This is a genomic window from Lentzea sp., assembly GCF_035525475.1.
GTDB lineage: Bacteria > Actinomycetota > Actinomycetes > Mycobacteriales > Pseudonocardiaceae > Lentzea.
Map to the genome: position 1 here is coordinate 35,310 of NZ_DATLEC010000043.1, position 26,767 is coordinate 62,076.

General features: G+C 70.4%; 22 protein-coding genes. 8 read left to right on the forward strand and 14 right to left on the reverse strand.

All coding sequences use genetic code 11. From position 1 onward, the window contains the following. Nucleotides 1-58 precede the first annotated feature (58 nt). The 4 genes from VM306_RS06855 to mraZ form a co-directional block, all read right to left on the reverse strand. Entirely contained in the window at nt 59-1,969 is a 1,911-nt protein-coding gene (locus VM306_RS06855) for a penicillin-binding protein 2 (protein WP_325512083.1), read from the reverse strand. After that, nucleotides 1,969-2,577, reverse strand: a complete 609-nt coding sequence (locus tag VM306_RS06860; RefSeq protein ID WP_325512085.1) for a hypothetical protein — start codon at nt 2,575-2,577, stop codon at nt 1,969-1,971. The genes VM306_RS06855 and VM306_RS06860 overlap by 1 nt, the downstream gene beginning before the upstream one ends. Further along, nucleotides 2,574-3,527 carry a 16S rRNA (cytosine(1402)-N(4))-methyltransferase RsmH gene (rsmH, locus tag VM306_RS06865; RefSeq protein ID WP_325512087.1) on the reverse strand — a complete coding sequence of 318 codons (954 nt, stop codon included), beginning with the start codon at nt 3,525-3,527 and terminating at the stop codon, nt 2,574-2,576. The genes VM306_RS06860 and rsmH overlap by 4 nt, the downstream gene beginning before the upstream one ends. A 167-nt stretch (nt 3,528-3,694) precedes the next feature. Beyond that, complete coding sequence (gene mraZ, locus VM306_RS06870; protein WP_053733094.1) at nt 3,695-4,126, reverse strand: division/cell wall cluster transcriptional repressor MraZ; 432 nt, start codon at nt 4,124-4,126, stop codon at nt 3,695-3,697. Nucleotides 4,127-4,531: 405 nt separating this feature from the next. On the opposite strand from mraZ, the gene VM306_RS06875 reads away from it, so the two are divergent. From VM306_RS06875 to VM306_RS06885, 3 genes are read left to right on the forward strand one after another with little or no spacing between them, the layout of a single operon-like run. Beyond that, nucleotides 4,532-5,590 carry an AAA family ATPase gene (locus VM306_RS06875; RefSeq protein WP_414672337.1) on the forward strand — a complete coding sequence of 353 codons (1,059 nt, stop codon included), beginning with the start codon at nt 4,532-4,534 and terminating at the stop codon, nt 5,588-5,590. A gap of 2 nt (nt 5,591-5,592) precedes the next feature. Next, complete coding sequence (locus VM306_RS06880; RefSeq protein ID WP_325512091.1) at nt 5,593-6,858, forward strand: DUF58 domain-containing protein; 1,266 nt, start codon at nt 5,593-5,595, stop codon at nt 6,856-6,858. 1 nt (nt 6,859) lies between these two features. After that, nucleotides 6,860-9,334 (forward strand): DUF3488 and transglutaminase-like domain-containing protein, encoded by a 2,475-nt coding sequence (locus tag VM306_RS06885; RefSeq protein ID WP_325512093.1) that lies wholly within the window; start codon nt 6,860-6,862, stop codon nt 9,332-9,334. Between the two features lie 81 nt (nt 9,335-9,415). Here VM306_RS06885 and VM306_RS06890 read toward each other — a convergent pair whose 3' ends face one another. Next, nucleotides 9,416-9,811: a DUF3040 domain-containing protein gene (locus VM306_RS06890; RefSeq protein WP_325512095.1), complete on the reverse strand. Its 396-nt coding sequence runs from the start codon at nt 9,809-9,811 to the stop codon at nt 9,416-9,418. Nucleotides 9,812-10,093: 282 nt separating this feature from the next. Between VM306_RS06890 and VM306_RS06895 the strand changes: the two genes are divergently transcribed. Beyond that, complete coding sequence (locus VM306_RS06895) at nt 10,094-10,600, forward strand: hypothetical protein (RefSeq protein WP_325512097.1); 507 nt, start codon at nt 10,094-10,096, stop codon at nt 10,598-10,600. Further along, nucleotides 10,600-12,138, forward strand: coding sequence for an alkaline phosphatase D family protein (locus VM306_RS06900; protein WP_325512099.1), 1,539 nt, complete (start codon nt 10,600-10,602; stop codon nt 12,136-12,138). Before VM306_RS06895 ends, VM306_RS06900 begins: the two co-directional genes overlap by 1 nt. Before the next feature lie 167 nt (nt 12,139-12,305). Here the strand turns inward: VM306_RS06900 and VM306_RS06905 are convergent, their stop codons facing one another. Then, nucleotides 12,306-15,452: a S8 family serine peptidase gene (locus VM306_RS06905; RefSeq protein ID WP_325512101.1), complete on the reverse strand. Its 3,147-nt coding sequence runs from the start codon at nt 15,450-15,452 to the stop codon at nt 12,306-12,308. A gap of 269 nt (nt 15,453-15,721) precedes the next feature. Between VM306_RS06905 and VM306_RS06910 the strand changes: the two genes are divergently transcribed. Both VM306_RS06910 and VM306_RS06915 read left to right on the forward strand, forming a co-directional pair. Further along, nucleotides 15,722-17,215: a M48 family metalloprotease gene (locus tag VM306_RS06910; RefSeq protein ID WP_325512103.1), complete on the forward strand. Its 1,494-nt coding sequence runs from the start codon at nt 15,722-15,724 to the stop codon at nt 17,213-17,215. A gap of 20 nt (nt 17,216-17,235) precedes the next feature. Continuing rightward, nucleotides 17,236-18,330 (forward strand): DUF4034 domain-containing protein, encoded by a 1,095-nt coding sequence (locus VM306_RS06915; protein ID WP_325512105.1) that lies wholly within the window; start codon nt 17,236-17,238, stop codon nt 18,328-18,330. Nucleotides 18,331-18,821: 491 nt separating this feature from the next. Here VM306_RS06915 and VM306_RS06920 read toward each other — a convergent pair whose 3' ends face one another. The 3 genes from VM306_RS06920 to VM306_RS06930 form a co-directional block, all read right to left on the reverse strand. Continuing rightward, nucleotides 18,822-19,481, reverse strand: a complete 660-nt coding sequence (locus tag VM306_RS06920; protein WP_325512107.1) for a hypothetical protein — start codon at nt 19,479-19,481, stop codon at nt 18,822-18,824. 85 nt (nt 19,482-19,566) lie between these two features. Next, a complete protein-coding gene (locus tag VM306_RS06925) occupies nt 19,567-20,841 on the reverse strand; it encodes a DNA polymerase IV (RefSeq protein WP_325512109.1) in 1,275 nt (424 codons plus the stop codon). 35 nt (nt 20,842-20,876) lie between these two features. Next, nucleotides 20,877-21,974 carry an amidohydrolase family protein gene (locus tag VM306_RS06930; RefSeq protein ID WP_325512111.1) on the reverse strand — a complete coding sequence of 366 codons (1,098 nt, stop codon included), beginning with the start codon at nt 21,972-21,974 and terminating at the stop codon, nt 20,877-20,879. A gap of 12 nt (nt 21,975-21,986) precedes the next feature. Here VM306_RS06930 and VM306_RS06935 point away from each other — a divergent pair, with 12 nt between their 5' ends. Further along, entirely contained in the window at nt 21,987-23,297 is a 1,311-nt protein-coding gene (locus VM306_RS06935; RefSeq protein ID WP_325512113.1) for a glutamine synthetase, read from the forward strand. Here VM306_RS06935 and VM306_RS06940 read toward each other — a convergent pair. The 5 genes from VM306_RS06940 to VM306_RS06960 all read right to left on the reverse strand — a co-directional run bounded on the left by VM306_RS06940 (nt 23,278) and on the right by VM306_RS06960 (nt 26,716). Continuing rightward, nucleotides 23,278-23,790: a sigma-70 family RNA polymerase sigma factor gene (locus tag VM306_RS06940; RefSeq protein WP_325512196.1), complete on the reverse strand. Its 513-nt coding sequence runs from the start codon at nt 23,788-23,790 to the stop codon at nt 23,278-23,280. The two genes, VM306_RS06935 and VM306_RS06940, sit on opposite strands and share 20 nt — an antisense overlap. Nucleotides 23,791-24,002: 212 nt before the next feature. After that, nucleotides 24,003-24,512: an RNA polymerase sigma factor gene (locus VM306_RS06945; protein WP_325512115.1), complete on the reverse strand. Its 510-nt coding sequence runs from the start codon at nt 24,510-24,512 to the stop codon at nt 24,003-24,005. A 270-nt stretch (nt 24,513-24,782) separates the two neighbouring features. Next, the gene (locus VM306_RS06950) at nt 24,783-25,349 is read right to left on the reverse strand and encodes a sigma-70 family RNA polymerase sigma factor (RefSeq protein ID WP_325512117.1); all 567 of its coding nucleotides are present in this window, start codon (nt 25,347-25,349) and stop codon (nt 24,783-24,785) included. Between the two features lie 84 nt (nt 25,350-25,433). Next, nucleotides 25,434-26,150: a class I SAM-dependent methyltransferase gene (locus tag VM306_RS06955; RefSeq protein WP_325512119.1), complete on the reverse strand. Its 717-nt coding sequence runs from the start codon at nt 26,148-26,150 to the stop codon at nt 25,434-25,436. After that, a complete protein-coding gene (locus VM306_RS06960; RefSeq protein ID WP_325512121.1) occupies nt 26,147-26,716 on the reverse strand; it encodes a sigma-70 family RNA polymerase sigma factor in 570 nt (189 codons plus the stop codon). The genes VM306_RS06955 and VM306_RS06960 overlap by 4 nt, the downstream gene beginning before the upstream one ends. Nucleotides 26,717-26,767: the final 51 nt, after the last annotated feature.

The window sequence follows — 26,767 nt, forward strand, 5'->3', positions numbered from 1 at the left end:
CTTGTTGACAGTAAACAGAGAGTGTCCTGTTGTCATGCGTGAGCGTGGCTCATGTCACTCACATCTGCAGCTGCACGAACGGCGTCTGCTGCGCCGACATCGGCACCTGGAACCGCTGCGTCAGGTAGGCGGCGATGTCGTGGAACAACGGCGCGGCCGATGAGCTGAACGGGGTGCCGTTCGGCGCGTCGAGCATGATGCCGACGACGTAACGCGGGTTGTCGGCGGGCAGGATGCCGGCGAACGTGATCCAGTACTGCGACTGCGAGTAGCACTTGCAGGTCGGGTCGATCTGCTGCGCCGTGCCGGTCTTGCCCGCGATCTGGTAGCCGGGCAGTGCCGCCGACTTGCCCGTGCCGTTCTGGTTCGGGTCACGCGGGTCGGACTGCGTGACCGAGCGGAACATGTCGCGGACGGTCTTCGCGGTCTCCGGCGACACCACGCGCACGCCCTCGGGACGCTGCTTCTCCTGCCGCGCGCCCTCCTCGCCGATCTCGGCGCGGATGAGACGCGGCGGGACGCGCACGCCGTCGTTGGCGATGGCCTGGTACATGCCGGTCATCTGCAGCAGGGTCATCGAGAGGCCCTGGCCGATCGGCAGGTTGCCGAACGTCGAGCCGGACCACTGGTTGAGCGGCGGGACGACGCCGGCCTCCTCCGCGGGCACACCGGACTGGGTGCGCTTGCCGAGACCGAACTTCTGGAGCATCTCGGCGTAGCGCTCCTGGCCGACCTCCTGCGCCGCCATCAGCGTGCCGACGTTGGACGACTTGGCGAAGACGCCGGTGAACGACATGGGCACGGTGCCGTGCGTCCACGCGTCCCTGATGACCCGGTCGGCGACCTTCAGCGAACCCGGCACCTGCAGGACGTCGTCCGGCTTGAACAGCCCGTACTCGACGGCCGCGGCGGCGGTGACGATCTTGTTCACCGAGCCCGGCTCGAAGCTCGACGAGACGGCGCCGTTGCGGAGCTGGTCCTCCGACGCCTTGCCGAACTCGGTCGGGTCGTAGGTCTTGTCGTTGGCCATCGCGACGATCTCGCCGGTGCGGCTGTCCAGCACGACCGCGGACCCGTTCTTGGCGCCCGCCTTCTTCACGTAGTCGCTGACCATCCTCTGGACGGCGTACTGCGTGTCGATGTCGATCGTCAGCTCGAGGCTCTTGCCCGGCTGCGGCTTCACGAGCTCGCGCTCGGTGTTCGGGATGACGACGGAGTCGTCGCCGGACATCGTGTCGACCACGCGGCGGCCCATGCGACCGGCCAGCAGGTTGTCCTGCGCGCTCTCCAGCCCGAGGATGCCCTGGGTCGTCGGCGGCTTCTCGTCCTGGCGCCAGTTCGCGGCGCCGATGATGTTCGACGCCAGCTCGCCGTTCGGGTAGATCCGCTTCGAGCGGTACTCCGAGCCGATCTCCGCCGGGTACTTGTCGACGATCTTCGCGGCCTTGGGCGGCTCCGCCTCGCTCACCAGGACCTCGTAGCTGATGTCCTTCACGAGCTGGCGGTAGACCGACTCCTCGTCGGTCTTCTCGCCGTTGACCTCGGGGCCGAGCGTCGACGAGATGAACTTGGCGACCTCGCGCGAGTGGTCGTCGTAGGAGAGCGGGTACTGCTCGGGGTCCTTCGCGCGGGCGTCGTCCCAGGCCTTCCTGGCGCGCTGCGGGAGGATGTAGAGCGCGCGCACCTCGATCGAGAACGCGAGCTGGTTGCCGTTGCGGTCGAGGATGGACCCGCGCTCGGCCGGGATGTTCTGGTTGGTGATCCGCTGCTTCTCGGCCTGCTCGGCGAGCTCACCCGCCTGGATGCCCTGCACCTGCACGAGCTTCACGCCCGCGACCAGCAGCGCGCCGATCAGCAGGACGCGGCCCACGGCCAGGCGCACCTTGCTGTTGCCCCCCGTGCGCGCGGCCGGACGGGAGCCGCGCACCGACAACGGGCGGCGCTGCCCCCTCTGCTGCGGACCCGGCATCAGCCACCCGCCGGAGGGGTCTGGCCCTGCTGCTGATCACCGGCCGGAGGCGTCTGACCGGTGGGCGGGGTCTGACCGGCCGGCGGTGGCGCGGGCGTCTCGGAGGACGGCGGGGGCGGAGGCGTCGACTTGGTCGGCGCGCTCGGCTTGCCGAACTCCTCGACGGTCCCGTCGGGGTTCTGCCGCAGGCGAGCCGGGTTCGACGGTTCGACCAGGCCCATCTCGGTGGCCCGGCGGGCGAGGTCCGTCGGCGACTCGAGCAGTGCCACCTCCCGGCGCAGCTGCTCCATCTGCAACGTCAGCTTCTCCGCCTCCGACCGCGCCTCCTGCAGGCGGTAGGTGTCGGCGGCGGCCTGGGTCGAGAAGTACATGATCCCGGCAATGCCCGCGCCGAGCACGAGCATCACCAGCACGACGAACGGAGCCTTCGACACCTGCCGGGGCTGCGCGGCCGCGCCACCACCTCGCAGGTTCTGGGCGCGCTGGGCCCGCCGCGCGTAGGCGCGCTCGGCGCCCGCGGTCCGGCGCCGCGCCCTGTCGCCGTCTTCCCCCTTGTTCCTGGAGGGGTCTCGGGGCGACGACCCACCGACCCGTGCGGGTGCCGTCATCTCGGGACCTCGATCCGCTCCGCCGCCCGCAGCCGCACCGGCGCCGCGCGCGGGTTGTCCTCGATCTCCTGCTCGGACGCGAGCTCCGCGCCCTTCGTGAGCAACCTGAGCTCCGGTCCGTGACCCGGCAGCTCGACGGGCAGACCCGGCGGCGTCTTCGACTTCGCCAGCTCCGCGAACGCGTGTTTCACCATGCGGTCCTCAAGGGACTGGTACGACTCGACGACGATGCGCCCGCCCACGCCCAGCACGCCCAGCGCCGCCGGGAGTGCCAGCCGCAACGACTCCAGCTCGCCGTTGACCTCGATCCGCAACGCCTGGAACGTGCGCTTGGCCGGATGCCCGCCCGTGCGCCGCGAGGCCGCGGGCACCACGGCGTAGAGCAGCTCGACGAGCCGGCCGGAGTTGGTGAACGGCTCCTTCTCGCGCTCCTTGAGCACCGCGGACGCGATCTTGCCCGCGAACCGCTCCTCGCCGTAGGTGGAGAGGATCTGCGCGAGGTCGCCGTGCGAGTACGTGTTGAGCACGTCCGCCGCCGTCGTGCCGGTGCCCTTGGACATCCGCATGTCGAGCGGGGCGTCCTTCGAGTACGCGAACCCGCGTTCCTCCTCGTCGAGCTGCAACGAGGACACGCCGAGGTCCATCAGCACGCCGTCCACGTGGGAGAAGCCGAGGTCCTCCACGGCTTCGTCGATGTGGTCGTAGGTGACGTTGACGAGCTTCACCCGGTCGCCGTGGCGCGCGAGCCGCCTGCCCGCCATCTCGATGGCCTGCGGATCGCGGTCGAGACCGATGAGCGTCAGCTCGGGGTGGGCGCTCAACAGCGCGTCGGAGTGGCCGCCCATGCCGAGCGTCGTGTCGACGACGACGGCGGGCCTGCCCTCGAGCGCCGGAGCGAGGAGTTGCAGGACGCGGTCCAGCAGCACCGGAACGTGCCGCGGCTGATCCATCGTCCCTCTACTCCCCTGAATGCGCGTTCGGGTGACGTCAGGTCCCCGCCCGCCCGTCGAACCTGGCGCCGGGGAAGGTGCGCCAGGGCCGATAGTCGAGCGGACCGAGGCCTCACGGCACCCGAATCGCGTGTGGAACATCCGGCCTGTTGCTCGGCTGACCGCCATCAGAAGACGCCCGGTATGACCTCCTCGCGAGCCGTGGCGTAGCCGTCCTCGTGCTCGTCGAGATAGGTCTGCCAGGCCGCCGCGTCCCAGATCTCCAACCTGGTGAACGCGCCGACGACCACGCACTCCTTGGTCAGCCCGGCATACCGCCGCAGTTCCGGTGCGATCAGGACTCGGCCCTGACCGTCCGGACGCTGCTCGTCCGTACCAGCGAACAGATACCTCTGGTAGGCGCGTACGGCGTCGTTGGTGAACGGCGCCTCGGCGACCTTCCTCGCCATCTGCTCGAACTCAGCCCGGGGGAACACGTACAGGCAGTGGTCCTGGCCCTTGGTGACCATGAGACCTCCCGCCAGTTCGTCCCGGAACTTCGCAGGCAGTGTCAGCCGGCCCTTGTCGTCCAAGCGCGGGTAGTGAGTGCCGAGGAACATCGGCAACCACCTCCCTCGCCGGGCGACAGTCCGGCAGTGGAGCCCCCGTCTGCCCCACCGGCCGCCACAGTACCCCACTTTTCACCACAGTCAACGCTGAAACAGGTGTCCGCGCACCGTGTCGCAACCTGTTTCCGCAGGTCGGAGCTTCGGAGCGGGGTGGGGGGATGGTGGGGGAGCTCGTCAGGCTCCACCTTCGCGGGTGAGGCTCCACCGGGGATTTACCACTCGAACGGCCTAGAAAATTCGGCCAAAACCCGGGGTTGGGGCGCTGTGGTGGGGGAAGGTGGAAACTGGTGGAGCGAACCCGATGTAGCCCGCAGGTGTAGGGCACTTAGCCGTGGTTTGACACACTGCGTGAAACGCTCACACGTCCGTGTTCCGGACACGGCTGCTGGAGGTTTAGTGACACCGGGAAGCCCTAGCGCGAACTCACACGCGCCGGTCGATCAGATCCTGGGAGAGTTGCACGGCGCCGTCCAGCGGATCGCCGCCAACGTCGAACGGGTGCTCGTCGGCAAGCCCGAGGTGGTCCGCCTCGCTCTTGTGACACTGCTCGCCGAGGGGCATCTTCTGGTCGAGGACGTGCCGGGTGTCGGCAAGACCTCGCTCGCGAAAGCGCTTGCCCGCTCGATCGACTGCACGGTGAGCCGCGTGCAGTTCACCCCCGACCTGCTGCCGAGCGACATCACCGGCTCGTCGATCTACAACCGGCAGGAGAACGACTTCGAGTTCCGGCCCGGACCGATCTTCGCGAACATCGTCGTCGGCGACGAGATCAACCGCGCCTCCCCCAAGACGCAGTCCGCGCTGCTGGAGTGCATGGAGGAGCACCAGGTCACGGTCGACGCGCACACCTACCCGCTGGGGTCGCCGTTCATGGTGATCGCCACCCAGAACCCGATCGAGATGGAGGGCACCTACGCCCTTCCCGAGGCGCAGCGCGACCGGTTCACCGCGCGCGTCTCGATCGGCTACCCGGACCCGGCGGCCGAGCTCGCGATGGTCGACGAGCACGCGGGCCACAACCCGATCGAGGACCTGCGGCCCGTCTCGGACGCGGCGCAGATCCTGCGGCTGATCGAGGCCGTGCGCCGGGTGCACCTCTCCCCCGAGGTCCGCCGCTACGCCGTCGAACTGGTCGGGGCCACGCGCCGCCTGCCGGAACTGCGGCTGGGCGCGTCCCCCCGGTCCACGCTGCACCTCGTGCGCGCCGCCCGCGCGCAGGCGGCGCTGGCCGGCCGTGACTTCGTGGTGCCGGACGACATCCACTCGATCGCGATCCCGGTGCTCGCCCACCGGCTCGTGATGACCGCGGAGGCGCAGGCCGCCCGCCGGTCTCCCGCGGAGCTGATCAGGGCGTTGCTGCAACGCGTGCCGGTGCCGACGGCGGCATTGGACCCGAGCGCGGCGTTCGTCCGGAGCATGAACAACAACAACAACAACGCAGGGACTCCTCGCTGACGATGCGCACCGCACTCTCCGGTCTGACCACGCGCGGACGATGCTTGCTGGCCGCGGGGTTCGCCGCTGGAGTGTGCGCCGCGGTGCTGAACGAACGCGACCTGCTCAGGGTCGCCGCGTTCGTGATCGCGCTGCCGCTGCTGGCCGCGTGGCTCGCGACGAGGGCCAGGGTGGGACTGCGCGCCGCCCGCTACCTCGCGCCGAGCCGGGTGCCGGTCGGGGCCGCGTCCGAGGTGAAGCTCGACCTGCGCAGCACCGGCCGCCTGCCCACCGGCGGGCTGATGCTGGAGGACACCGTGCCGTACGCGCTGGGCGCGCGGCCGCGGTTCCTGGTGGAGCGGCTGCCCCGCAACACGCCCACGACGCTGCGCTACCCGCTCAAGCCGGTGATGCGCGGCGTCCAGCAGGTCGGGCCGCTGATGGCGCGGATCACCGACCCGTTCGGGCTGGCGGAGTTCGACCGCGAGCTCGCCGGCCGGTCGCGCCTGGTCGTCGTGCCGCGCGTGGTCCGGCTCGCGGGTCTGCCCGGCGGTTCCGGCATGGGCGCGGGCGACGACGGCTCTGTGCGGCTGCGGGCGGGCCAGGGCGAGGACGACGCTGTGGTGCGGCAGTACCGCCAGGGCGACGACCTGCGGAAGGTCCACTGGAGGTCCACGGCCCGGCGCGACGAGCTGATGGTGCGCGTCGAGGAACGCCCGTGGCGCGGCGGCACGACGGTGCTGCTCGACCACCGCGTGCACGCGCACCGTGGCAGCGGACCGACGGCGTCGCTCGAGTGGGCGATCTCGTTCGTGGCGTCGATCTGCCTGCACCTGCACCACTTCGGCCACCAGGTGCGCCTGGTCTCCGAGGACGGGCGGGTGCTCGCGGGCGGGTCGTCCGAGGGCGGGCACAGCGACCACGTGGTGCTGGACTCGCTCGCGGCGCTGCAGTCGTCGCACCGGCGTGAGCTGAGCGGCGGGATCGACCCCGGCGCCGGCCAGGAGGTCATCGCGGTGCTCGGCGGTGTGTCGCCGGCGTCGGTGGAGGAGCTGATCCGGTACCGGCCCCGTGGCACGCGCAGCCTGGCCGTGCTGCTGGACGTGAACGCCTGGGCGGGGGGCACGGACTCCGCGGCGCCCGACCCCCAGGACGCGCGGCGGCTGCTGACCGGCGCGGGCTGGGGCGTGGCGATCGCGAAGCCGTCGGCGTCGATGCAGCAGGTGTGGCAGGAGTTGTGCGCCTCGGCGGGCAACCGGGGACCGTCGGTTCGTTCGGAGGTGGTCTGACGTGGGCACCCGTTCCGCTCCCTCGAAGGGCGCTGAGCCCGAGTGGTTCACGTCCGCGACGCCGTGGATCGCGGCGCTGGCGGTGCTGTGCGCGTCGACCGCTCTCTCGGGCGTGATCGAGGGCGACCTGTGGCTGGTGCGCATCGGCGTGGTGATCGTCGCGATCACCGTGACCGGCGCGTTCCTGCGCGCGACCCGGCTGACCCCGCCGCTGGTGGCGATCGCCCAGGTCGTGGTGCTGTTCTGCCTGCTCACGGCGTTACACACGCGGTCGGGCATCTTCCTGTTCATCCCCGGCCCCGAGGCGCTGGGCGAGCTCGGCGACGTGCTCGCGGAGTCGGTGTCGCAGGTGCAGACCGGGGTGCCGCCGGTGCACGCGACGCCGGCGATCCAGGCGCTCGTGGTGCTCGCGATCGGCCTGGTCGCGGTGCTGGTGGACACGCTGGCCGTGGCCGCGGGGGCTCCCGCGGCGTCCGGGCTGGTGCTGCTGTGCGTGTTCGCGGTGCCCGCGTCGCTGGCCGACGAGATGCTGCCGTTCTGGACGTTCATCCTGGGCGCGGCGGCGTTCGCGATGCTGCTCGCGGTCGACGGCCAGCACCGGCACGAGGCCTGGCGCGGCAGGCTAGGTTCCGGGTCGGCGAGCGGGTCCGGCGGGTCCGCGACCTCGGTGGCGGCCATCGCGATGGTGATCGCGCTGATCGTCGGCGCCGGCTTCACGCTCGTCGGCACGGTCGGCAGGCTGCCGGGCGGCGGCTCCGGCGGTGGCGGCAAGGGCGGCATCGGGCTGAGCGAGATGACGTCGTTGCGCGGCATGCTCAACCGCGGCAGGACCGCCGAGGTGTTCTTCGTGAAGGGCCTGCCGGAGCAGACGTACATGCGGGCGACCACGCTCGCCAGGTACGTGCCGAACAAGGGCTGGGAACGCGGCACCGACCCCGGTGGCCAGCCCGCGCGCGGCGAGCTGCCGCTGCAGCCGGGCGACCGCGGTGAGGGCAAGACGACGCGGATCAACATCGAGCCGCGCGACTGGAAGAGCTTCTGGCTGCCGACCTACGGCTCGGTCCGCCGCATCGACACCCCCGAGGACGACTACCGCTTCGACGCCAAGAAGGGCGTCATCTTCTCGCAGCGGGAGCGGGAGCCGGAGCCGTACGAGATCGACGCGGTGCTGTCGACGCCGACCAAGCAGTCGCTGCGCCTCGCGTCCGGCCCGAAGAACCTGGTGGACGGCGAGTACTACAAGTTCGAGGGTGTCGAGCAGCCGGTGGTCGACCTCGCGAACAGCATCGTGAAGGACGCCACCAACGACTTCGACAAGGCCGCCGCGCTCACGGCGTTCTTCAACAGCCCGACGAGCGACTTCAAGTACGACCTCAAGACCCAGGGCGACGTCGACAAGGACGCGCTGACGGAGTTCGTGACGAAGACGAAGGTCGGCTACTGCGAGCAGTACGCGTCCGCGATGGCCGTGATGGCCCGCGTGGTCGGCCTGCCCTCGCGCGTGGCGATCGGCTTCACCGCCGGTGTCGCGGCCGCGGACAACGCCTACCGCGTGATCAGCACCGACGACGCGCACGCGTGGGTCGAGATCTTCTTCCCGAACCACGGCTGGATGACCTTCGACCCGACCCCGATCTCCGACGGCCGCGGCGTCGTGCCGCCGTACCTGCGCGAGACCGCGCCGGGTGCGGAGGACCAGCCGACGGCGGAGACGAAGACCGAGTCGACGGCGCCGTCCGCGACCGGGTCCGCTCAGCCGTCGGCGTCCGCCGAGGACGACGGGGGCGACCAGGCCGTGGCGCAGGTGGGCACCGGGGGGCCCGCGCCGTGGCACCTGTGGGCGATGTGGATCGTGCTCACCCTGGCCGTCGTGCTGACCCTGTTCCTGGTGCTCGCGCTGCTCGGCGTGATCGGTGCGGGCCTGGTGGGCGTTGGGTGGGCGCGCAAGCTGCTGATACCGGCGGCGGCCGGGCTGTGGCTCATCGGCGTCGGTCTCGCGGCCGCGTTGCTGTCGTGGTGGCTCGCGGTGCCGCTGGTGGTGCTCGGGCTCGTCCTCACCCCGCTGCTCGTGCGCGGGGTGCGCCGGCACAACCGCCTGCACGCGGTCGCGGCACTCGGCCCGGAGGCGTCGACGGCGGCGTGGAGCGAGCTGATGGCGGAGTCGGTCGACCGGGGCGCGCCCGTGCCCGCGGCCGAGACGATCAGGTCCGCCGCCCGCAGGCTGGCGCGCGAGCACAACCTGGACGAGGCGGGCAAGGCCGGTCTGCGCACGGTCATCGGCGTGATCGAGCGGTCCTGGTACAGCGCGAACCCGACGGCCGACCCGGCGTTGCCCGGAGCGCTGGCGGCGGTGCGGCAGTCGTTGCGGCAGAACGCCCCGCTGTCGTTGCGAGCGCGGCTGTTCCCGAAGTCGGTGCTGAAGCCGGCGCCCGCGCCGGTGGCCGAGACGCAGGAGCGCGATCCCGTTCCGGTGTAGGCCCCGCGGACGAGCGACGGGCCCGCTCCCCTGGCGGGGGCGGGCCCGTTGTCGTACGTCTTGTCGTAGGTCCGGAAGGGGTTACTGCTCCTCGTCGAAGCGACGACGGAAGCGCTCTTCCATCCGTTCGGAGAACGAGCTGCGGCTGCGCACTGGCTTGCCGTCCTCCTGCACGCCCTCGGCGACCTGGTCACCGCGACGCAACGTCGTCAGGGTGATGAGCACACCGAAGAACATGAGCAGGAAACCGAAGACGCTCACCACGGGGATGCTGGCGATCGCGAGCTGCGGCAGCATCACGCCGGTGATGAGCGCGGCCACACCGACCACGAACAACACGATGCCCTGCACACGGCGCCGCTTGGACGGCCGCCGCAGCTTGGCGCCTCGTACGGTGGATGCGAACTTCGGGTCTTCGGCGTAGAGCGCGCGCTCGATCTGGTCGAGCAGTCGCTGCTCGTGCTCGGAGAGTGGCATCGTTCCTCCTCCGGCACAGCGGTCGCGGGCGCCGGGTGTTCTCGGTTTCCGCCGAACCCGGCGGACGACCCGCCCTGGGGACGTCACACTCCAGGATACGAGTCGCGCGGCCCGGCGACTACCCAGTGGGCATTCTCATGCGGTCGGTTCTGTCACCATCATCCTCCTGGGGCAGCGGTGAGGGCGCCGTGAGGCCCCCAACCGGCCCTTGTGGCCTTCCGTTCACACCGCGTTCGGCCGCGTGACCGGCCCGCGCAAGCCCCGCTTGGTCGGATCAGACCCATGACCGAACTCATCGCCAACGGCGACGCCGAGCAGGGCCTGACCGGCTGGCTCACGGTCGCGGGCGCCCCCGTCGTGCTCCGGTACGACACGGGCCAGGGGTATCCGGGGCCCGCCGATCCGGGTCCCGCTCAGCGCGGCGCCGCGTTCTTCGGCGGCGGCGACACACCCCTGAGCACCCTGCGGCAGACCGTGACGCTGCCGCGCCGGGCGTCTCGGTTCGAGGTCTCCGCCTGGCTCGGCGGCTACGCCGCGCAACAGGACGGCGCCCGCCTGTCCGTCGAGTTCCTGGACTCCGGCGGCACACCGCGCGGCCTGGTCGTGCTCGGCCCGGTGACCGCGGAGGAGCGCGCCGGCCGCACGGGGCTCGTCGAACGCACCGCGCGCGGCACGGTGCCACCCGGCAGCCGCACCGCCGTGGTGACCCTGCAGATGACCCGATCCGGTGGCGGCACGTCGAACGACGGCTACGCGGACAACATCTCCTTCACGGTCAGGAGCCGCTGATGCTGAACCGACGTGATCTCCTGCGCGCCGCGGCCGCCGCCGGCGCTCTCGGCACCGTGTGGCCGTTGTCCGCGGGTTTGTCGCCCGTGGAGGCCCACGCGGCCGCTCTCGACCTCGGTGCGTCGTGGGACGCCGCGCCGTTCACCCTGGGGGTCGGCTCCGGGGACCCGTTGCCCGACAGCGTGATCCTGTGGACGAGGCTCGCCCCTGAACCGCTCGCGTTCGAGCAGCCGCTGCCCGAGATCGTCGAGGTCGGGTGGGTGGTGGCCGCCGACCCGGGCATGCGCCGGCGCGTGGCGTCCGGCAGCGTGGCCGCGTCGAACCTGTTGGGGCACAGCGTGCACGTGCCCGTGCACGGCCTCGCACCCGGCCGCACCTACTACTACCAGTTCTCGGCTCTGGGCAAGCGCAGCCGTGTGGGCCGCACGCGCACCGCACCCGTCGGCCCCGTCTCGCGCGTACGGTTCGCCACGGCCAACTGCCAGGCGTTCCACGACGGCTTCTACGCGGCACACCGCGGAATCGCTTCCGAGAACCTCGATTTCGTCGTGCACCTCGGCGACTACATCTACGAACACGGCCAAGTCGGCGGCACGCCCGTGCGTGATCACGAGGGCGCCGCCGTGCTGTCCCTTGCGGACTACCGACGCCGACACGCCTTGTACAAGGGCGATCCGTCGTTGCGCGACGCCCACGCCGCGCACCCGTTCTACCTGACGTGGGACGACCACGAGGTAGTGAACGACTACAGCGGCTCCGAGGGCGCCGCACCGTTCGTGAAGCGCCGTGCCGCCGCCTACCAGGCTTGGTACGAGCACCTGCCGATCCGCTCTGGGAGCGCTCTCGAACCGCAGATCCACCGCCGCCGCCAGTGGGGTTCGCTGCTGGACCTGACCGTCCTGGACCTGCGCCAGTACCGCTCGGCCCAGAACCTCGCCACGGGCACGATCCTGGGCGCCTCGCAGAAGCAGTGGCTGCTGGACGGCATCTCCTCGTCGCGCGAGGCGTGGCAGGTGTGGATCAACTCGATCATGCTCTCGCAGCTCGCACGCCAGGGCGGCGGCTACTACTTCACCGACCAGTGGGACGGCTTCCTGGCAGAACGCCGCGAGGTGCTGGGCCACGTGGCGTCCACCGGGATGGAGGACCTGGTCGTGCTCACCGGCGACTGGCACTCGGCGTTCGTGGACGACATCCGCCCGGACTTCGACGACCTCACCTCGCCGGTGATCGGCACGGAGTTCACCGCGCACTCGGTCACCTCGGGCGCGTACTCGCCGGAGTGGAACGCGGCGAACGGCCCGGTGATGGGAGCGGCGAACCCGCACCTGAAGTACTTCGAGGGCAACAGGTACGGCTACGACGTGTACGAGGTGACGCCGCAACGGTTCACCACGCACATGCGGGTGATCGGGGACCGCCGCGACCCGGCCTCGCCGGTGTCGACGCTGACGACGTTCCACGTCGACCGCGGGAAGGCCGGGAGCTACGAGGACCCGGCGACGGCGGGCTCGCCTGCGCAGTACCGGCGGCCCTGAAAACTGTCGGACCCGCTGAGTACGCTCGAATTCGGGGGTTCCCGGGCCCTGTGGGGCCGGAGGGTGGGCCCCCCGAATCCGATGCTAGTCAGCGGGTCCGACAGTTCTGCTCCGGTCGGTCAGCGCCGGTCAATCTGCGCCGGTCGGTCAGCGCCGGTCGGTCCCGATCAGCTCGCGATCTTGTAGGCGCGGATGATCGTCACCTCGCCGGTGTTGCCCGCCGCGTCCGTGGTCTTGGCGCGCAGCGAAGCGGACTTCGCTCCCTTGGGGTGGTGCACGATCGCCTTGTCACCGGCCACCGGCGCCTGCTTCCAGGTCGCGCCGTCGTCGAACGACACCTCGACGGTGACGCGCCTGACCTTCGGCGTGTTCTGCGCCTGCTCGACCTTCAGCGGGACGATCTGCACACGGCCGTGCGCGGCGTCCTTGTCGTCGAGCTTCGGCAGGAAGCGGACGACGGTGAGCGGCAGGTGCGTGATGCCGGTGGTGGTGCTGGACTTGAACGTCCAGGCGCCGCTCACCTTCGACGACAGCTCGGCGTTGTCGCGGCTGTGCACCATCTCGGCGCGGTAAGCGCCTTCCGCCGCCGGGACGTCGAAGATCGCACCGGGCGTGTCCGACTCGCCGAGTTTCGCGCCGTTGTGGAACAGCGTCGTCTTCGCCGTTCCGGTGGCGAACCTGCCCTCACCGCCGTTGCGGTCGGTGAAGAGCGGGACCCTCACCGCGATCTGGTCCTCGAGCCTCGCGAGGCCGAAGCCCGGCGCCTCCGGGACCGACGGGCCGAGGATCGCGGCGCCGAACGTCTGCGCGTACTTCTTGCCACCCTTGAAGGACCGGGCCGGGGTCTCCGTCGAGTACTCGCCGCGGTTGTCCGGGCCGACGCGCTCGTAGATCCAGCTCCACCTGCCGGTCGTGGTCGAGACCAGGTCGACGGAACGGCCCCCGTCGGGGACCGGGGTGAACCAGGCGAAGCCGCCGCTGTCGTCGATCGGGTGCGGCGACACGGCGACGCCGTGCTGACGGCCTTCTCCTGCTGCCCGGAAGCTGCTGGTGACCTCGGCGAGCTCGGACGCCTTGGCCGTGCGCTCGTACCCGGTAGGCATGCCCTTCTCGGTGTACATCAGGCGGTAGCTGACCGGCGTCTTCTCGTCGCGCGGCGTGCCCTGGGCCTGCTCGGCGAGCGTCGTCAGGAAAGCCGGTGCGGCCGGTCCGATCTGGGCCGTCCACGCCTGGCCCTCCAGTCCGTCGAAGAACGCCCAGCCGTGGCCGTAGGTGCTGCCCGCGACCTTGGTGCTGTAGGAGATCGTGCCGATCACGCCCTTCGCCGCGGGGTCAGGGGTCTTGAGCGCGACGGGCTTGGCCGTGCGCGCGTCGACCGCGACCGTCGTCTTGCCGGTCACCTGGAACTTCGGCTGCACCAGGAACGCGACCCTGAAGTCCGGGCTGATGATGCCGCTGTCGAGGATGTAGTCGCCCTTGGGCAGCCGGATGTTCTTGGTCGCCGCCGAGTACCGCTTGCCGGTCGTGGTGTTGATGAGCACCGTGCCGTGGTCGTCGGTCGGGTTGCCGTCGAAGCCGAGCACCGAGACGCCGACGTCGTAGCTCTCGGCCTCGCGGTTGACGCTGACGAGCGTGCGCAGGCCGTTCGACGCGACGATCGCACCGGTGTACGAGCCGTCGGGCGCGTTCACCTTGGTGTCGGCGGTGATCGTGGCCTTGGCCTCGCCGCCGGCGGGGACCGTGATCTTCGCCGGGGACAAGGCGAACAGACCGGCGGGCGAGGGTTTGCCGTCCGGTCCCTTGACGTCCGCGGTCAGGTCGAGCGTCACGGCCTCGGTGCCGGCGTTGCGGTAGGTGACCTCGCGAACGACCTTCCGGTCGTCGTCGTGCGGCCACTGCTGCACACCGAAGTTGATGTTGCTCGGCTCCGCGACCACCTGCTGCGCCACCATCTTCGGCACGTCGACGCGACCGGCGCCCTGGTCGAACGGCGTCAGCGACGGGGTGGTCTTCGCCGACGCCATCACGGTCGCCTTGAGCCGCTCGCCCGCCCAGTCCGGGTGCTGCTGCTTGAGCAGCGCGACGACACCCGCGACGTGCGGCGTCGCCATCGACGTCCCGTCCATCGCGACGTGGCCCTGCGTCCCGGCCTCCGCCGCCACGATGCCCACGCCGGGCGCGGTGACGTCCGGCTTCACCGCACCGTCCGCGGCGGGGCCGCGGCTGGAGAACGGCGCTATGCCGTCGTTGCGGTCGACCGCTCCCACGGTCAGCGCGGACTCGGCGCTACCGGGAGAACCGATCGTCTCCGGACGCCCCGAGTTGCCCGCCGCGATCACGAACAGCGCGCCGGTCTCGCGGGAGATCCGGTTGACGGCCTCCTCGAGCGGGTCGATGTCCGGGGTGTCACCTCCTCCCAGGCTCATGTTGATGACGTGCGCGCCCTGTTCGGCCGCCCACTGCATGCCACCGAGGATCGCCGACTCGCTGCAACCACCCGGCTCGCAGACCTTGCCGTCGAGGATCTCCGCGTCCGGCGCGACACCGCGGTACTGCTCGCCCTTGCTGGCGATCGTCGACGCGACGTGCGTGCCGTGACCGACCTCGTCGGTGTTGTCCGGCGACTCGGTGAAGTTCTTCTCGGCGACCTGCCTGCCCCGCAGGTCCGGGTGCTGCTCGTCGACACCCGTGTCCAGCACGGCGACCTTCACGCCCTTGCCGGTGATGCCCGCCTGCCACGCCTGCGGAGCACCGATCTGCTTGGTGCTGCGGTCGAGCGCCACCTTGCGCACGCCGTCGAGCCACACCTTCTCGACCGCACCACCGCGCAGCGACTCCCAGGCGCTGCCCGACTTCCCGGCCGTCCCGATCACCAGGTCCCCGGCGGAACCCTTGGCCGCCAACGCCGTGACACCCGATCGCGCGCCCGCCGCCGGCCGCACGATCACAGGCACGGTGCTGCGCCGCGCGTCGTCGTAGCCGAACTCGACCAACGACGTCACGTCGAACAACCGCGGGTCGAGCTTTCCGTTGCCCACCAACGGCACCGCGTCCGCCGGCACCACGTGCTGGTGCCCGTCCCGCGTGAAGGTGCGCACGGGGAGCTTGTCCCGCCCAGGCCCCGGCACGTACCGCACGACGCGGTTGCCCGAGAGCTCGACCTTGTCACCGGTGATCAGCGTGACGCTCTGGCCCTGCCCTCCCGCCGGCGGTTCCTCCGCGTGCGCGGCAGCAGCCGTCGTGGCAACGACGAGGCCTGCTGACAGCGCGAACGCGGTGATCCCCCGACGGGCACCTCGCTGTCCTGCTCTCACTGGTCTACCTCCAGTGTTCGATGAGGTGATGCCTCAGTGACCGTAGGGACACCGAGCGTCACGCCACCTCCGTCTGGAGGCCGGAGCTACTGGGAACGACGTCATCCCCGAGAGGTACGAGGACTGGCCGATCGACTGGTTGACACCTCCTTCCTGTCCGGGGCCACCACGGGCCTCCGGGATTGAGACAAGAACGTCCGTCGGGCACACTTCGTTCAGCCGCCATCTATGCGCGGCGCTGGGGGCTTTTGGGGGAAGGTCGCTTCTTTATGCGTGCTTCATTGCGTGCTGCCGTCGCGGTGACGCTGCTGGCCGGCTTCTACGTGCTCGCCGCCGGGCTGATCGGCGGCCTGTTCGCGCTGCAGACCTGCACCCTCCTCACCAGACCGTTCATCGGCCTCACAATGGCGATCGTCTTCGTGCCGTTGGTGCTGGTCCTGATCAAGAGCCTGATCTCGCTGGAACGCCGCGAGCAGGACGACGTGCCGGGCACCGCCGTCGCCCCCGCGGACCAGCCCGCGCTCTGGGACCTCGTCCGCCGCCTCGCCGCCGACGTCGGCACCCGCCCACCGGACGAGCTCCGGATCGTCGCCGCCGTGAACGCCGGCGTCTCCGACGACACCCGTTTCCTCGGGCTGCGCGTGACCGGGCGCAGGATGTTCATCGGTGCTCCACTGCTCACCTCCTTGACCGAGAAGCAACTCATCGCCGTGCTCGCCCACGAGCTCGGGCACCACGCCGGTACCCGCCTCACCGAAGTCGTGGTCTCCGGCCGCGAGGCGATGCTGCGCGCCGGTTCCAGCATGAGCACCCAGCGCTGGTTCCAACGCGTGATCGCCAAGCTCTTCCGCACCTACGCCACGCTGTACCTCCGTGTCTCCCGATCGACCAACCGGCACCAGGAACTCGCCGCCGACCTCTTCTCCGCCTCGCTCGCCGGCTCGTCCGCCGCCTCCTCCGCGCTGCGCGAACTGCCGGTGATCGACGCCGCGTGGAACCTCTTCACCCAGCGCCACCTGACCGTCGCGTGGGAGCTCGGTTACCTCCCCACGACGTTCTTCGACGGCTTCGCCCGCCTGCGCACCTCCCCGGAACTCCACGAGGAGCTCGAGGAGATCCGCCAGAACCCGTCCGACCCGGACCGCGGCCCGTTCGACACACACCCACCGCTCGCCGACCGCATCGCCACGATCGACGCGCTCGACCTGGACGCCGAGTCCGGCTGGGGCGACCGCCCGGCCGTCGAGTTGCTCACCGACCCGATGCCCCTGCTCGACGCCGCCGTGCTGGCCACGCTCGTGCCCGGCGCCGCCACGATGCGCCGCGTCGACTGGGCCACGCTCAGCCACATCGGCGCCCGAGCCCGCGTGGTGCGGGGCACCGAGAGGTTGCTGCAGGCGGCCGCCGCGGCGATGAACCAGCTGCCGTCGCTGACGACCGTCCTCAACGCGCTGGACGCGGGCCGCCTGGCCGACCTGGGCTCGTCCAGGCCGGGCAGCCGGCACGCCGGCCCGCGTGCCCGCCGCGAGATGGCGAAGGGCGAGGTGCTGCCCGAGCTGTCCGCGTTGGTGGCGCTGGCCTTCTCCGACGCGGGCCTGGCTCACTGGGAACTGGACTGGCTGGGAAGAACCACGTTCGTCACCTCCTCTCGCGACTTCGACATGGCCGAACACCTGGACGCCGCCGTCAGCGGCAGCACCGGCGGCCTGCGCGGCGCACTGGCCACCTCCGGCGTGGCCTCCGACTACCGCCCCGCGCGCTGACGCCGTCGTCTGGAGAACCCGTGGTGCTCTCGCTGCTCTTCAAGCCCAAGGCACTCGTCGCCGTCGTCCGCCTGATGCGCGAGGCCAAGCGCCTGGGCGTCGAGATCGACGAACTCCCGCCCGAGGTCGTGGCGGCCCACGTCCTGCCCAGGACGCACCCCGAGCGCTACGGCCTGGTCCCCGACGCCGAGGTGACGACCGCCCCGCCGATCGAAGACCTCGCCCTGGCCGCCGTGAAGGACGACGTCCGCGCCGGCAACTGGGAGAACGCCGCCGACCTGGTGGCCTCGACCTCCGGCGACTGGGACCGCCGCCAGCGCGTGGTGCAGGCGCTCGCGGACCTGGCCGCCAAGAACGACGCCTGGATGTCCGCCTGGCACGCCACCCGCCCCGGCGACCCGCACTGGGTCGTGGTGCACGCGATGTCGCTCGTGGCCCTGGCGTGGGACATCCGCGGCAGCGCGCCCTCCTCCCAGACCACGCGCCCGCAGTTCGAGGGCTTCCACCGGGTTCTGGCAGAAGCCCGTGAGGTGACCGCGGTGGCGGCCGCCGTGCTGCCGGACGATCCGACGCCGTGGAACACGCAGCTCGCGCTCGCACGTGGTCTGCAGGTCTCGCACGACGAGTTCCGCGAGATCTGGGATGAGCTCGTGGCTCGCGATCCGTTGCACCACAACGGACATCAGCAGGCTTTGCAGTACTGGTGCCGTAAGTGGCACGGGTCGGACGAGATGGCGTTGGAGTTCGCGGTGGCTGCTGCGGCTCGGTCTCCGAAGTTCTTGGCTTTGCCGCTGCGTGCCGCTTATGAGAGTGGTTCGCCGCAGATGTGGCGAGTGCCTTCGGTTGTGGGGGCGGTGGACTCCTTGCTGGCTCGGCTCGAGGACGAGGGGTCCGGGACGTCTTCTGTCCGGGATGACCGGGGGTATGCGGCGTTCGGGCTCATCCAGCTGGGGCGGTTCGAGGAGGCTGTGGGGCAGTTCCGGGCTTTGGGTGCTTTGGCCGATGCCGGGCCTTGGGATTGTTTCGAGGAGCCTCGGATCACGTTCTTGAGCTTGCGGGGGATTGCGGTTCGGGGTGCGGCCAAGGGGAAGAGGGGGCGGGCTGCGGCCTGGTGAGGGCTCCTTTCGGTTGTGGGGCGCGGGTTTGCGGCTGCCGGGTGGGTTGGTGGTTGTGACGCGGGTTGTAGGGGCTCGGGTTGTAGGTGCTGGGCGCGGGTCATGGGTTGCTTGGGTGCGACGGCATGCGGGTCGGGGGACCGAGCGCGGAGTTCGTGCGCTCGGGTTGAGGATGGGAGCCCGCTGACCGCCGGATGTGGTGGTTGGCGGGCAGGCTGAGTGGTAGGCCGGGAGCGAGGCTGGGGCTGGAGGTTCGCAGGCTGCTTGGGTGGTGGCGGCAGGCGAACTGAGGGGCGGGCCGAGCGCGGAGTTCGTGGCTCTCGGATCGGGGTCAGGTCTCCCAGGCCGCTGGGACGCGGTGGTTGGCAGACGGGGTCGGGAGGTAAGGCCGGGAGCGAGGCTGGTGGCTCTCGGGATGCCGGGACGTGCGGAGTCGGCGGGCCAGTGCGGGCCCGCCTTGCACCGGGCCTGCAGCGGGTTCTGTGGAGCGGCTAGCTGACGGCCAGCGGGACTCGGGACTGCGGGACGGACAGCGGGCGGCTTTCCATCACGGCTCGTTCCAGCCGGCGGGCCGGGGACTCGCCCAGGAGTTTGCGGGCCAGGGTGGTGCCCTTGCGCGGGGCCAGGGCCAGTTCGGCCCGTAGGGCCTGTGCGCCCACGTAGTGGGCCACCTCTTCCAGGATGGCCTTGGTGTCGGTGATGGAGCGGGTTCGGCGGATCGCGTCTACTGCCGCTCGTTCCAGCGGGGCCACGTGGAAGCCTCGGCGTAGTACCGGGCGTGGGAGGCGGTCCGTTCGTTCCAGGCGCAGGACCGCGTGGCCGCAGGCCCTGGAGTTGCGCGGGGCCAGGACGTGGATCGCGTCCGCTGTGGGCAGGACGGATCTCATGCCGTGCAGGTACAGGGCGTCGAAGGCGGTGAGCATGGCTCGTTCGCCCGCGTAGAGGAGGGCTGCCTGCACGAGCTGTTCGCGGGAGGGGCCCGCTCTCGTCAGCAGGAAGATGCCGGGGAACAGGCGTTGCCAGGGGCCGCCTGGGCGGGAGCGCTGGTCGATCAGGGCCGCGGACAGTCCTATGTGGAGCAGGGCCGCGACCGGGGCTACTCGGTGGACGAAGAGGGTGCCCAGGGCTTCCAGGTCGATGGGGTGGCGCATGGGTCCATCTTGCGGGGGCGGGCCGGGGGTGGATCCGGGTTGCGCAAAAGCTGTGGACAACTTCCGGGTTGTGGACAGGTCGCGATCACTCGGGCTTCGGGGCGGTCTCCCCTGTCCTTTCCGGACTGTCGCGCAGGAGGGAGGCCGGGCGGACGGCCAGTGAGCCGAAGCGGGAACGGGCCTGGTCAGCGGCTTGGTCGGCTTCGCGCCAGCCGTGGTCCGGGGCGTCGAAGATCAGTTGCTGGGCGGAGTCGGCGTTGTCAAGACCCTCTATCCGGACGCCGATCAGGCGGACGGCGCCGGGTGGGACCTGGGTGTCCAGGAGCTCCGCCGCGGTGCGGTAGACCTCCTGGGTCACGTCGGTGGCCACGGGCAGGGTGCGGGAGCGCGTGATCGTCGTGAAGTCGGCGAAGCGGACCTTGATGGACACCGTCCTGCCTCGCAGGCCCTTCGAGCGCAACGAGCCCGCCGAGCGTTCGGACAGGCGGAGCAGCTCGCGGCGCAGCAGGGTCCGGTCGTGGTGGTCGACCTCGAAGGTCTCCTCGGCGCCGATCGACTTCTCGCGCGACGTCGGCACCACGGCGCGGTCGTCCACGCCCGCGGCGAGGGCGTACAGGTGCTCCGCCAGGGCCACGCCGATCAGGCGGCGCAGGCGCGGAAGGGGTGTGGCGGCGACCTGACCGACCGTCTCCAGGCCCATTTCCTCGAGGCGTGCGGCGGTTTTCGCGCCCACGCCCCACAAGGCCGACACCGGGAGCGGGTGCAGGAACTCCAGGACGGAGGAAGAAGGAACGACCATCATGCCGTCGGGCTTGCACATGCCCGAGGCGAGCTTCGCGAGGAACTTCGTCGGACCCACACCGACCGAGCACGTCACACCGTGATCGGCGAGGACGCGGGACCTGATCAGTTCGCCCACGCCGCCCGGCGTCAGGCCGAGCCGGCGGAGAGCGCCACCGACGTCCAGGAACGCCTCGTCCAGAGAAAGGGGCTCCACCAGCGGCGTGATGTCGCGGAAGATCGCCATGACCCCGCGCGAGACCTCGTGGTAGAGGTCGAACTGCGGCGGCAGGTACACGGCGTGCGGGATCAAGCGGCGCGCGTGAGCGGTGGGCATCGCGGACCGCACCCCGTACTCACGCGCGAGGTAGTTCGCGGAACACACGACGCCGCGACCGCTGACACCGCCGACGACGACGGGCACGGAGGCGAGCTCGGGACGTTCGCGGATCTCCACCGACGCGTAGAAGGCGTCCATGTCGACGTGCAGCATCCGGCAGCCCGTGTCGTCCGGCCAGACGCCGTCACGCGCGCGGAAGCGATCAACCAGGCCGCGTGGCAGGTTCGCACTGCGACCCATGAACACCCTCCTCGAACGCCAGTTCGATCCGAATCCTACAGTTCGTACACACGTGCCGCGTTCTCCGACGCGATGAGCCGTGCGATCCGGTGCGCGTCCTCCTCGAGGAACGCGTCGCGTCGCAACCCGTCGGCCAGGAAGTCCGACAACGCCTGCCGGAACATCACCGCGCCGAGGTAGTACAGCTCGGGCAGACCGAACGCGTCGGACGAGAACAGGAACTTCCCGTACGGCACGATCTCCAACGCCTCGGCGAACACGCGCGACGCCTGGTGTCCCAAGCCGTGCGTCGCCAGCCCGAGGTCGCAGAACACGTGCGGGAACACCTGCGCGAGATACCCGGCCTGCCGGTGGAACGGGTAGTTGTGCAGCAGCAACACGGGCACGCCCGAACCGGCGGTGGCGCGAAGGAACGGCGTCAACAACGACGGATCGCACCGGTGCAGGTCGACGTCCGAGTCGCCGTAGCCGACGTGGAACTGCAACGGCAGCCCCGCGTCCAACGCCTCCCACGCCAGCCAGGTGATCACCACCGGGTCCGCCAGCCGCCCCGACTCCCACGCCGACACCGCGGCGACGACCTCGGCGTCCGCAGGTCGCACCCCGGGCAGCGCGAGCCCGACCCGGTACGCCGCAACGGATTTCGCCCCGATGGCGGAGGAGGACGCGAGCCGCGACCGCACCTCCGAGACGAACGACGACGGCGACACCGAGGGCCGCACCGACTCCGCGAGCACCTCCAGCCGCACGATCTCGTGCGCGTTGGCGCCGGTCATCGACGCCAGTTCGTCCCCCGCCACCAGCCGCTCCGGCTGGAACCCGCCGTCCACCAGGAACGTGTGGATCCCGGACGCCATCAGGAACGTCCGCGACACCTCGGTGATGTGCAGGGAGTTCCTCCGTTCGAGGTACTCCTCCGCCGAGGCGTGCCGGGGCAGGTCCAGCAACGGCGCACACCACCGCCGCACCGCGAACCCGACCGCCGAGTCGAAGAACGACCCGCCCAGCTCGGAGACCCCGTCTGCCTCCAACAACAACGACTCGAACTCGGCGCGTGTGCTGTCCGTGCGCAACACGCCGTGGCAGTGGTGGTCGATCAACCCGATTTCGGCGACGAACGGCAAGATGCCCATAACCTCAGGATCGTGGACTCCGCGGAACGGGACCAGCGATCTGACCGGGCAACTGAACTCCTCGACGGCCTCAACGCCAGGGGCGTGAGCGTCGTGGCGCTCACCTTCGTCGACAACAGCGGCATCACCCGCACGAAGTCCGTCCCCCTGCGCCGGCTCGCCCACGCCGCGGCGCACGGCGTCGGCGCGTCACCGGTGTTCGACGTCTTCCTCTTCGACGACTGGATCATCCAGGGCCGGTTCGCCGGCGGACCGGTCGGCGACCTGCGGCTGCACCCCGACCTCGACCGCCTCACCGTGCTCGCCGGCCAGCCGGGCTGGGCGTGGGCGCCCGCCGACCGCCACTTCCAGAACGGCGTCCCCTACCCGATGGACCAACGGCTGCAGGCGCGCAAGGCCATCCGCGGCCTCGCCGGGAAGGGCCTCACCGCGCAGGCCGGGTTCGAGATCGAGTGGTGCGTCGGCAAGCCCGGCACCGACGACTGGGTCCCCGCGACGAGCGGATCCGCGTACGGCCACGCGCGCCAGGTCGAGCTGTCCGACTACTGCGTCGACCTCCTCACCGCGCTGGACCAGCAGGACGTCGAGGTCCTCCAGTTCCACCCCGAGTACGCCGCGGGCCAGTTCGAGGTCTCCACCGCGCCGGAGGACCCCCTGGCCGCCGCGGACACCGCGGTGCTCGTGAAGGAGACCATCCGCGCCGTCACGATCCGGCACGGCATGCGCCCGTCCTTCTCCCCGAAGGTGATCAACGGCGGCGTCGGCAACGGCGGCCACCTGCACCTCAGCCTCTGGCGTGACGGCACGAACCTCTTCGACGGCTTCCAGGACGAGGCGAAGCGGTTCAGCGCGGGCGTGCTCAACCACCTCCGCGCGTTGTGCGCGATCGGTTGCCCCTCTCTCGCGAGCTACCTCAGGCTCGTGCCGAACACGTGGTCGGCGCCGTTCGTCGCGTGGGGCGAGGAGAACCGCGAGACGGCCCTGCGCCTGGTCCGGGACAACCTGGAGGTCAAGTGCTTCGACCTGACCGCGAACCCGTACCTGGTCGTCGCGGGAGTGATCGCGGCTGGCCTGGACGGCATCGCCACCGAAGCCGCGCTGCCGGAAGGCCTCAGCGTCGACCCAGCGCTGCTCGACGGCGTCCCGCGTCTGCCGACGTCGCTCAAGGAGGCCGTGGACGAGTTCGAGAAGGACACCGTGCTCACCGAGGCGTTCGGCAAGGAGCTCGCGGGCACCATCGCCGACGTCCGGCGCGGCGAGATCGAGCGCTACAGGGACGCCAGCCCGCAGGGGATCGCCAACCTCATCCGTTGGCGTTATTGATCTCCTTGCGGAGCCGGGTCAGCGCCCGGTGCTGGGCCACCCGCACCGCGCCGGGCGTCGACCCCACGGCCTCCGCCGTCTCCTCCGCGGACAACCCCACCATCACCCGCAGCACCACGATCTCGCGCTGCTTCTCCGGCAGCACGCGCAGAAGCGTCGCCATCTGGTCGGAGAGCTCGCCCTGCATCGCCCGCTGCTCGGGTCCGGCGGCGGTGTCCATCGACTCGGGGAGCTCGGGCACCGCCTCCGAGCGGTTGCGCGAGAAGCTGCGGAACGAGTCGGCCACCTTGTGCGCGGCGATCCCGTAGACGAACGCGAGGAACGGGCGGCCCTGGTCGCGGTACGACGGCAACGCGGTGAGCACGGCGAGGCAGACGTCCTGCGCCACGTCGTCCGCCGACGCGAACGTGCCGACGCGCGCACGGCAGTACCGGACGACCAACGGCCGGATGGTGCCCAGCAGCCGTTCGATGGCCCTGCGGTCACCGGCCACAGCGCGCGCGACGTGGTCGTCGGCCGTCTCGGGACGACCCGTGTAGTAGGAGGGCGAGGGCGGGTCAACCGGCTCCGTGTCACCACCGGCCGTCCGGTCCACCAACGCGTCGAGCGTCCCCCTCGACGCCGTGACCGGGCCACCCGCCGAGGAGCGCTGAACAGCCCCTTCGGGCACCTTGCGGTGCAGGCCAGGTGTGAACTCCACGCAGATCACCGTTCCTCTTCGGGAAGCCGGCGCACGGAAAGACGCGCTCGCCGGATCCGTCCTTCGACCGCGCGCGGGGTGAGCCGCAAGAGCTCACCGATCTCCGCGTGCGAGTAGCCCTGGTCGTGAAGGAAGAGCAACCGCCTGCTGTCCTCGCTCAACGCGGCGAAAGCGGTGTTGGCGGCCTGCTGCTCGACCACCGCGTCCTCGGGAGTCCCCTCGGTCGCGACGTGCTCGAGCGACGCCCACGAGTCCACCAGCCGCACGTCCTGCCAGCCGTTCGCCCGCGTCTGCCAACGGCGGTAGACGTTCGGGAACGCCAGCACGCAGGCGTTGACGAAGTACTCGAACAACGGCTGGCCGCGGTCCTGGGTCCACTCCCTGCCGAGCACTCCGCGCTCGCGGAAGTAGACGAACCCCTCGTACACCGCGTCGCTGGCCAGTTCCTCGGCCTCCTGCGGCGGGATGTCCTGCCGTTGCAGAAAGCGGCCCTGCTGCCCGCAGCGGGTGAACATCGCGCCCGAACGCACGAGTTTCGTAACGACGTCGAGACCTCGTCCGAGAAGCTGGCGGTGGAACTCGTTCCAGCGAGACCCGGATAGCCCCGACTCACGGAAGTGCTGAACCAGCACCCCGTCTGTGCGCAGCCGCTCGGCGGCAAGCGCTGAGTCCGAACTCTCCATGCCCCCTGGCCCCTATGTCGGCGTCTTCCTGCCCCTAGGTATGTCGTTTGGGTGCGTCCTCCCCACGCACTCCGCACTACTTGTCACAAATGCAAACGAATGTCACCCGATCGGGACGCTCAAAGCGGTGATTTCCTTGCGAAGTCTTCCCAAAGCGCGGTGCTGGGCAACACGAACAGCACCCGGCGTCGACCCCACGGCTTCCGCGGTCTCCTCCGCCGACAAACCCACCACGACGCGCAGCACGAGGATTTCGCGCTGCTTCTCCGGGAGGATGTGCAGCAACTGCCCGAGCGTCCCGTTCAACTCGTCCTGGAGGACGTGGTCCTCGGGTCCGCCGGCCCGCGCGGGCTGATCCGGCACGTCGGCCATCGGCTCCGCACGGTTACGAGCGATCGCCCGGTGCGCGTCGGCGACCTTGTGCGCCGCGATGCCGTAGACGAACGCGAGGAAGGGCCGACCCTGCTCCCGGTAGTTCGGCAGCGCCGTCAACACCGCCAGGCAGACGTCCTGAGCGACGTCGTCCGCGGTCGTCGCGGAACGGCTCACCCGCGCACGGCAGTACTTCACCACCATCGGCCGCAGGTAGCGAAGCAGCAGGTCAGTGGCCCTTCCGTCACCCTCGACGGCCAATCTGACCAGTTCCGCGGTAACTGCCGAACTCTCCATCCGAAGTGTCCCCTCATCTTCGTCCCAGAGAGGAGACGTGCCACGCGTCACTCCTTATGCGGAAAGTATGAAGAAACTTCAACGTCACCCGGATGGAGTAACGAAAAGCGGGTGGTGGTAGGCATCAAGTAGCCACTCCACGTAATCGAAACCGGCGCGTTCCGCCAAATCGGTGATTTCGTGACGGGTAATCGCCCAATACCGTGCCTTGCCCACCACGACGTTCCACGGGTCGCCTTCGGTCAGCCGGAACATCTCCAGCTCGTACCGATCGCCCTCCCAACGCCACAGCTGGAACCACACGACACGACCGGGACCGACCGACGGCGGTGTCGACGACGGCCGTTCACGTCGAATTGCGTCGTAATCACGCGTCGAGAGGATGAGCCGGCCACCCGGTCGCAACACCCGTCGCATCTCTCGCAACGCCCCCAGGACGTCCTCAGCGGTCAACAAGTGCGGAAGTGCGTTGTCCGCCGCGAGCACGACATCGAACGAATCATCAGCGAACGGCAGCGCACGCATGTCCGCGGCGAACACGGGCAACGTGACGCCACGCGCCGAAGCCTCCACAACGGCGCGAGAGGCCGCCTTGGGGCTCAGATCCGAGCCGACGACCTCATAGCCACGCAGGGCCAGACCGATCGCCTGCGTGCCGATGCCACAGGCGCAGTCCAGAACGCGCGCGCCCCGCGGGATGAACTCCGCGAGCTGCGACGCCTGCCGGGCCATCGGCGCGTCCCAATCCGGGGACATCAGGTCGTACGTCCCGGCGAGCCCGTCGTAGAAGGCGCCGGTCAAATCAGCTCCTCGACCCCCACCGACGTCCGCAGCTTCGCCAGCGCGCGGTGCTGGGCCACCCGCACGGCACCCGGCGTCGAGCCGGTCGCCTCGGCCGTCTCCTCCGCCGTCAGGCCCGCGACGACCCGCAGCAGCAGGATCTCGCGCTGCTTGTCCGGCAGCACCCGCAGCAACTGGCCGAGCCTCACCGAGAGGGACCCGAGCAGCGCGTTCTCCTCCGGGTCGATGGCCTGCGACGGTCCGTCCGGCACCTCGGCGACCGGTTCGGAGCGGTTGCGCGCCGACACCCGGTGGGCGTCCGCGACCTTGTGCGCGGCGATGCCGTAGACGAACGCGAGGAACGGGCGGCCCTGTTCGCGGTAGGTGGGCAACGCTGTCAGCACCGCCAGACAGACCTCCTGCGCTACGTCATCCGCGGACGCGTATGCGCGTTCATGGCGGCCAACGCGCGCACGGCAGTACCGCGCGACGAGTGGCCGTACGGACGACAGCAGCCGTTCGACGGCATGCCGGTCACCCGCAACGGCCTCGTTGACCATGGAGGCCAGCAGGTCGGAACTTTCCATCGCGTCGGTTCCCTACTTCGGCAGCGGAGACATCATCTTTCGCCGCCAAGT